Source organism: Thorsellia anophelis DSM 18579 (genome assembly GCF_900111395.1).
In the GTDB taxonomy this organism is placed as follows: Bacteria; Pseudomonadota; Gammaproteobacteria; order Enterobacterales; family Thorselliaceae; genus Thorsellia; species Thorsellia anophelis.
Genome location: NZ_FOHV01000067.1, coordinates 1 through 1,290, shown reverse-complemented (window position 1 = coordinate 1,290; position 1,290 = coordinate 1). Strand labels below are relative to the sequence as shown.

General features: G+C 50.9%; 1 rRNA gene. It reads left to right on the top strand.

Annotation, left to right across the window (positions count from 1 at the left end):
• Positions 1 to 1,239, top strand: a 16S ribosomal RNA gene (locus BMW37_RS14870); the annotation flags it as partial.
• Positions 1,240 to 1,290 lie beyond the last annotated feature (51 nt).

The following is a 1,290-nucleotide window of genomic DNA, read 5'->3' as shown; positions in this document are numbered from 1 at the left end:
TGATCAGCCACACTGGGACTGAGACACGGCCCAGACTCCTACGGGAGGCAGCAGTGGGGAATATTGGACAATGGGGGCAACCCTGATCCAGCCATGCCGCGTGTGTGAAGAAGGCCTTCGGGTTGTAAAGCACTTTCATTGGTGAGGAAGGATATAAAATTAATACTTTTATGTATTGACGTTAACCAAAGAAGAAGCACCGGCTAACTCCGTGCCAGCAGCCGCGGTAATACGGAGGGTGCGAGCGTTAATCGGAATTACTGGGCGTAAAGGGCATGCAGGCGGTTACATAAGTCAGATGTGAAATCCCCGCGCTTAACGTGGGCATTGCATTTGAAACTATGTAGCTAGAGTTCTGTAGAGGGGGGTAGAATTCCAGGTGTAGCGGTGAAATGCGTAGAGATCTGGAGGAATACCGATTGCGAAGGCAGCCCCCTGGACAGTGACTGACGCTCATATGCGAAAGCGTGGGGATCAAACAGGATTAGATACCCTGGTAGTCCACGCTGTCAACGATGTCGATTTGAAGGTTGTGGCTTTAAGCCGTGGCTTTCGGAGCTAACGCGTTAAATCGACCGCCTGGGGAGTACGGCCGCAAGGTTAAAACTCAAATGAATTGACGGGGGCCCGCACAAGCGGTGGAGCATGTGGTTTAATTCGATGCAACGCGAAGAACCTTACCTACTCTTGACATCCAGTGAACCTTGTAGAGATACGAGGGTGCCTTCGGGAACACTGAGACAGGTGCTGCATGGCTGTCGTCAGCTCGTGTTGTGAAATGTTGGGTTAAGTCCCGCAACGAGCGCAACCCTTATCCTTTGTTGCTAGCGGTTCGGCCGAGAACTCAAAGGAGACTGCCAGTGATAAACTGGAGGAAGGTGGGGATGACGTCAAGTCATCATGGCCCTTACGAGTAGGGCTACACACGTGCTACAATGGGGTATACAAAGAGAGGCAAGCCTGCGAGGGTAAGCGGAACTCATAAAGTACCTCAAAGTCCGGATTGGAGTCTGCAACTCGACTCCATGAAGTCGGAATCGCTAGTAATCGTAAATCAGAATGTTACGGTGAATACGTTCCCGGGCCTTGTACACACCGCCCGTCACACCATGGGAGTGGGTTGCAAAAGAAGTCAATAGCTTAACCTTCGGGAGGGCGTTGACCACTTTGTGATTCATGACTGGGGTGAAGTCGTAACAAGGTAACCGTAGGGGAACCTGCGGTTGGATCACCTCCTTACAACGTGACGTTATATTATTGTGAGTGTTCACACAGATTGTCTGATAGAAA